Below are 6,049 nucleotides of genomic sequence, written 5' to 3'. Positions count from 1 at the left end.
GACTAGTCGTCGGCAGCGTCAGATGTGTATAAGAGACAGGTCATCTACCGTCGCCGGCGGGCCCCGGGGGGCGGCGTCGATCCGGTGTGAGGAAAACCGCTTCCCGGTGAGAATTGGACGGGTGTGGGAGTGGTGCGGTGGGGGTACGTGACCATCGTCGCGCTTGCCATGGGCGCGGCGCGTAGCGGGAGGCAGCCCGGCCGGCTTCTCGTGGCGCCCATGTCGTCCGGTCGTCAACGGAGCCATGGAACCGAGCATCAGCGTCGAAGTGATCGACCGCGAGGCCATCGTCGTGCACCCGGCTGGGGACATCGACTACTCATCGCTGGACCCGTTGCGCGAGGCGCTGCTCGACGCGCGCGTCGCCGGAGTCCGGGACATCGTCGTCGACCTGGCCCAGGTGAGCTTCCTGGACTCGCAGGGGCTGGCGGTCATCCTGTTCGCCCACCAGCGTCAGCGCTCCGTCGGTGGCCGGCTGGCATTGCGCAACCTCAACGAGGATGCCTACCGGCTGCTGCACGTCACCAACCTGACCTCGGTCATCGAAATCGACCACGGCGGCGCGGCCGTGGCGTCCGGCCTGGGGACCCGCCGCGGCAGATGACCGGCCTCAGCCCGTGGCCGGCCCGCGCCAGTGGTAGGACACATCGCTGGTGTGGACGGTGAAATCGAGGCCGGAGTACATCCGCACGGCTCGTTCGTTGTCCTCGTCCACGTACAGCAGGACCGCCGGGAGCCCCTCGGCGAGCAGATGGTGCAGGCCGATGAGAGTCAGGGCGCGCCCCAGCCCCGCTCCGCCCGCGCCAGGCAGCACCCCGACCACGTACACCTCGCCGATCGGGCCGGGGTGGGTGCCCGGTGGCGGCGTCTCGTCCACTTCGTGGACCTTTGTCCAGTGGAAGCCGACCACCTGACCGTCGCGTTCGGCGACGAAGAAACCGCGAGGGTCGAACCACGGCTCGGCCCGGCGCAGCACCAGGTCATCGAGCGTCCAGCGACCCTGCTCGGGATGGTCGGCAAACGCGGCGGCGTTGACGGCCAGCCAGGCCTCGTCGTCGCGGCCCGGGGCGAACGCGCGGACGGTGACCCCGGCGGGCAGGTGCGGCTCCGGCAGGGGCGCGTCGGGGCTCAGCGGCCGGCGAAGCTGCAACAACACCCGGGTTCGGGTGAACCCGAGCCGGCCGGCCAGAGCCGCCGCGGCTGGGAGATCGCCGTGCGCCCACACGTCGAGCCGGGCGGGTGGATCGCCGAGCGCCTCGGTCAGCGCGGTGGCCAGGGCACGGCCGATCCCCTGGCCACGCTGCCCAGGGTGGACCACGACCTCGGCCTGGCGGCTGTCGATCGCGCCGCCCAGATGCGCGTAGCCGACGATCGCCGGCCGCGCGCCCGGCGCCCTGGTATCGGCGGCGGGCACGGCGAGCAGGTGACGGGCCGCCCCGATCCGCTGGTCGGGGCGCAGGGTCAGCCGGACGTCCTCGGACACCGGCCCGGTGCCGTCCGCCCGCTCGGCGGCGGCAAGCAGGCTCACAATGTCGTCCACGTCCGCGGCGCTCAGGGTCGACTGCCAGGTCAGGGAGGTCGTCACCGAACGACCGTATGGGCTCTCGGTGCCGGCTGTCCCGTGATCCGTCGCCCCGACGCGACGATGCAGGGCAGGAGACGTGGACATCTCCCACCCGGCATCGTCAGGTCGGATGCGCCGTCGACGATCGACGCCGCCCGCCGGCCTGCCCGGGGGCGCCTAGACCCGCTCGGGTGTGCGGGTGTCGTCCCGGTCGACGCGAGTGGACACCCCGGTGGTGTTCTCCGGCAGGGGCGCGATCGGTGGTGCCACGAACTTGTAACCGACGTGCCGGACCGTGCCGATCATCGCCTCGTGCTCGGGGCCGAGCTTCGCCCGCAGCCGGCGGACGTGTACGTCCACGGTCCGGGTGCCGCCGTAGTAGTCGTAGCCCCATACCTCCTGGAGCAGCTGCGCCCGGGTGAAGACTCGGCCGGGGTGCTGGGCCAGGTACTTGAGCAGCTCGAACTCCTTGAACGTGAGTTCGAGCGGGCGGCCCCGCAGCTTGGCCGAGTAGGTGGTCTCGTCGACCGACAGGTCGCCGGACCGGATGACACCGGCCTCGGCCGTGCCACCGGCGGCAGCGACCCGACCGATGGCCAGTCGCAACCGGGCCTCGACCTCCGCGGGACCGGCGGAGTCGAGGACGACGTCGTCGACCCCCCAGTCCGCCGACACTGCGGCGAGGCCGCCTTCGGTCACCAGTGCGAGCAGCGGCGTCGTGAGTCCGGTCGTGCGCAGCAGCCGGCACAGGCCGCGAGCGATGACGAGTTCCCGGCGTCCGTCCACCACGATCACGTCCACGGGCGGAGCGTCCAACAGAGCGCTCGCCTCCAGCGGAGCGACCCGTACCGTGTGCGTGAGCAGACCAAGGGACGGAAACGACTCGGCGGAGGGACCGGGGGCGTTGGTGAGCAAAAGGACGACGCTCAAGACGACTCCTCCAGGTGGTGTGTGGTGGGGCAGCGTCGACCCGGTGAGTAACTCGATGCCCGGCCCTGGGCGTCTCACGACCGTCATGGGCATGAAACGAAGGCCGGTATGTGGGGAGGATAGCGGAGTGTCCTACTCGGCTCCTACCGTCTACGGGCTACTGCCCACCGCTGATTCTGAGATTCTGGCCACGAACCATGATCAAAAACTTGGGGTCGTGCACGGAGAGTCGCGGGAGCTGGCGGTCGTGATCGCTCATGGCTTCTCCTGTTCGATGAGGCATCCGGCGTTACGGCATGTCGCAGACATGTTACGAAAATATGTAGGAGTGCTGGTCATGGACCTACGGGGTCATGGTCGCTCTAGTGGATCATGCACCTTCGGAGATCGTGAGGTGCTCGACGTCGACGCCGGCGTCGGCGAGGCTCGCCGGCTCGGCTACCAGCGCGTTATCACCATTGGCTGGTCGATGGGCGGGGCCGCGGTTCTCCGTCATGCCGGATTGGCCAAAAACCGTACGCTGAGTCACGAGCTGCGCGTGCACCATCCCCCCGATGCGGTCATCAGCGTGAGCGCCACCAGCCGATGGTTCGTCCGCGACACCGCGCCGATGCGGCGGATCCACTGGCTCGCCGAGCATGCCACTGGCCGGATGGTGGCAAGAGGTGCGTTACGCGTCCGTATCGATCCCGGCGCTTTCGTGCCAATTCCTGCCTCTCCGGTCGAAGTCGTCGGCACCATTGCGCCGATGCCTTTACTGATCGTTCATGGGCATCGTGATCGGTATTTCACCCTGGAACATCCGCGCGCGCTTGCCGCCGCCGCCGGGGAGGCTGCGCAGATGTGGCTGGTACCCGAGTTCGGCCACGCCGAGGCCGGGGTCTGTCCGGGCCTGCTCGACCGCATCGGTGCGCACCTGGCGAGCCTCGCCGCCGGCGGTGCCGGCCCGGTGGAGGCGATCGCCCCGGTGGAGGCGATCGCCCCGGCGCCTCGCGGCGGCGCGGTGGTCGAGGCCGGATGATGGCGGGTATCGGCCCGAGGCCATCCGCGCCGGGGCCGCCGCCCGTGCCGGGTGCGCCGGCGCCGTTGCCTGTGCCGGGTGCGCCGGCCGCACGGGTCACCGTCCGGTACTGGGCCGCCGCCCGCGACGCCGCGGGGGTGCGTGAGGAGACGATCGAGGCGGACACGCTCGCGGCGTTGTTCGCGGCCGTCGCGGCCCGCCACGGGGGGAACCTGCCCGCGCTGCTGCGGCGCTGCTCCTACCTGGTGGACGAGCAGCCGGTGGGTCGGCGTGACCCGGCCGGGGTCATCCTGCGCGACGGCGCGGTCGTGGAGGCCCTGCCGCCGTTCGCCGGTGGCTGAGAACGCCGGCGTTCCCAGCCGCCTTCCGCCCGCTCGACCTGACCCGCGGCCGGTGCGGCGCCGGGTCCGCCGGCCGGGCATGGCAGCATGGCGCGCGTGAGCGCTGGCGATCCCGGGCTGTCCCGCGGCGTGCTGTCGGGGGAGTCGGCCCCGCCGGCCGCTGCGCCGACCCGGTGGGTGCGGCTCGGCGAGCCCCTCGCCGCCCTCGCCGCCCTGATCGCCATGGGCCTGGCTGTCGGCGCGGCCGCCCTCGCCACCTGGCTGCTGGCGGCCGTCCTGGCCGCCGAGCAGGCCACGTTCGCGTGGGCGTGGAGCCGGGCGCTGCGTGCCTCCCCGGGCACGATCCTGCTGGTCGCGGCGTGGGCGGTGCTCGCCGATGTCGTCCTGCTGGTCTCGGACCGGCACGCCTACGGTTCGGTCGCCGGTGTCATCGGGGCGGCCGTCGCGGTCGTGGTGCTCTACCAGCTGGCACTGCGCCGGGCCTTCACGCTGCGCGCCCCGGCCCCCCCGCGCGCCGACGGCGAGGCGGACCCGGGGGGCCGTCCGGACTCCACCGCGGCGCCGGATCCCACCACCCGGGTGAGCGCCGAACTGGCCACCGCGCTGAGCGGGATCATCCTCAGCGCCCTGTTCGCGGGATACCTCGCGCTGCGGGCCGGGCACGGCGCGCACCATCCGGCCGACCTGCTGGTGATCGCCGGCCTGCTGGGTGCCGGCAGCGCCGTCGTGACCGCCCGGCTACTTGGCTGGGCCGGCCTGACAGCGGTGCCGGCTGAGCTGCTTGGCGTGGTCGTCGCCGTGGCCGCGGGTGCGGTCTTCGGCGCGCTCGGACCCGACGACCTGACCGTGAATGCCGCGCTTGCGACGGCCGCATCGGGCGCGGCCGTCGCGGCTCTGGTGGATCTGGTGCTGACCCGTGCGCGCGGGGCCGGATCGCCCGCCGCCGGGGTGGCACCGGGTGGCGGGGCCGGTGCGGCGGAGCCGGGCGAAGACACGGCGGCGGACCGGGCGGCGGCGGTCCTGCTTGCCGCGATCCTGCCGTTGGCATGCGCCGCGCCGCTGGTCTACCTGGTCGGACGGCACCTCCCCGGATGAGCGGCCCGGCCGGTCGAGGCCTGCGCATCACGGCCGTGGTCGTGGTCGTCGGGCTGATCGTGGTCGTCGTCGTGGACCGGGTCGCCGCGCGGGTCGTCGCCGGCCAGATCGCCACACAGGCGCAGCGGACCGAGCACCTGCCGTCTCGCCCCACGGTGTCGCTCGGCGGCTTCCCGTTCCTCACCCAGGTCGTCGCCGGGAACTACCGGAACGTGCGGGTGGACGTGCGCGGTCACGTCGAGCAGGACGTTCGCGTGGACCGGGTGCACGCGGACCTCGCGGGCGTGCGGCTCCCCCTCGCCGACGTCGTCCGCGGCGAGGTGCGGCGGATTCCGGTGGACCGGCTCACCGCCCGGGTGGAGCTGACGTTCGCCGATGTCAACGCCTACCTGCGCAGCCAGGGCTCGACTGCCGTGGTCAGCCCGGACGGGCAGGGGATCCGGGTCGCGGGATCGGTCGAGATCCTGGGGACCGCCTACCCGGTGTCCGGGACGGCGGACGTCGGAGTCCAGCCCGCCGCGGTCACGTTCACCCCACGTGAGTTGTCCGGGTCGGTCGGTGCGATCCTGCCGCCGGCGCTGCGCCAGGCCGCCGCCGCGCTGCTCACCGTGCGTGTGCCGGTCGCCGGCCTGCCGTTCAACATGCAGCTCACCTCGGCGACTGTCATGGCCGATCGCATTGCCTTCGCCGCTGGCGGGCATGACGTCGTGCTTGACGCCGACGCGGCCACCGCGGGCCGGTGATGCGGCGGATGGTGGCGCTCCGGGAAGAGCGGGCGCTGCCGGGATGCTGTAGGAGCTGTGACGGGAGTCTGGGTACTGGTCGGAGCTGTCGTGCTGGCGGTGTCGCTGGGCACGGTGATGCGCGCGCGGGACGGCCGGTTCCGCGCGGTGCGGGGACAGCCGCTCGCCCCCGCAGGGGGGCCGGTGGACGCCGTGGCTGAGCCGTCCGGTTCCGTCGAGCCGTCCGGTTCCGTCGAGCCATTCGGTTCCGCCGAGTCGTCCGGTTCCGTTGAGCCGTCCGGTTCCGCTGAGGTGCCGGATTCCGGGGACGCGGGGGGCGGGCTACGGGCCGAGTTCGTCGGGCTCGGGGAGGAGA

7 protein-coding genes and 1 pseudogene are annotated in these 6,049 nt (G+C 72.6%); 6 read left to right on the top strand and 2 right to left on the bottom strand.

Going from position 1 to position 6,049, the window contains the following annotated elements; all coding sequences use genetic code 11:
- Positions 1-244: 244 nt before the first annotated feature.
- Complete coding sequence (locus NBZ85_RS26195) at positions 245-604, top strand: STAS domain-containing protein (protein WP_261555585.1); 360 nt, start codon at positions 245-247, stop codon at positions 602-604.
- 6 nt (positions 605-610) lie between these two features.
- Here NBZ85_RS26195 and mshD read toward each other — a convergent pair whose 3' ends face one another.
- Both mshD and NBZ85_RS26185 read right to left on the bottom strand, forming a co-directional pair.
- Entirely contained in the window at positions 611-1,585 is a 975-nt protein-coding gene (gene mshD, locus NBZ85_RS26190; RefSeq protein ID WP_261555586.1) for a mycothiol synthase, read from the bottom strand.
- Between the two features lie 156 nt (positions 1,586-1,741).
- The gene (locus NBZ85_RS26185) at positions 1,742-2,494 is read right to left on the bottom strand and encodes a response regulator transcription factor (protein ID WP_261555587.1); all 753 of its coding nucleotides are present in this window, start codon (positions 2,492-2,494) and stop codon (positions 1,742-1,744) included.
- Positions 2,495-2,549: 55 nt separating this feature from the next.
- Here NBZ85_RS26185 and NBZ85_RS26180 point away from each other — a divergent pair, with 55 nt between their 5' ends.
- The 5 genes and pseudogenes from NBZ85_RS26180 to NBZ85_RS26160 form a co-directional block, all read left to right on the top strand.
- Positions 2,550-3,515: an alpha/beta hydrolase gene (locus NBZ85_RS26180; protein WP_308205225.1), complete on the top strand. Its 966-nt coding sequence runs from the start codon at positions 2,550-2,552 to the stop codon at positions 3,513-3,515.
- Positions 3,516-3,580: 65 nt separating this feature from the next.
- A complete protein-coding gene (locus NBZ85_RS26175) occupies positions 3,581-3,856 on the top strand; it encodes a MoaD/ThiS family protein (protein WP_261562791.1) in 276 nt (91 codons plus the stop codon).
- An 87-nt stretch (positions 3,857-3,943) separates the two neighbouring features.
- Entirely contained in the window at positions 3,944-4,951 is a 1,008-nt protein-coding gene (locus NBZ85_RS26170; RefSeq protein ID WP_261562790.1) for a hypothetical protein, read from the top strand.
- Complete coding sequence (locus NBZ85_RS26165; RefSeq protein ID WP_261562789.1) at positions 4,948-5,694, top strand: LmeA family phospholipid-binding protein; 747 nt, start codon at positions 4,948-4,950, stop codon at positions 5,692-5,694. The genes NBZ85_RS26170 and NBZ85_RS26165 overlap by 4 nt, the downstream gene beginning before the upstream one ends.
- A 57-nt stretch (positions 5,695-5,751) precedes the next feature.
- Positions 5,752-6,049: pseudogene (locus NBZ85_RS26160) on the top strand (thioredoxin family protein); the annotation flags it as partial.

The organism is Frankia tisae (genome assembly GCF_025403405.1).
GTDB classification, from domain to species: Bacteria; Actinomycetota; Actinomycetes; order Frankiales; family Frankiaceae; genus Frankia; species Frankia tisai.
The sequence above is the reverse complement of the archived record's forward strand: the minus strand, read 5'-3'. Positions and strand labels throughout refer to the sequence as shown.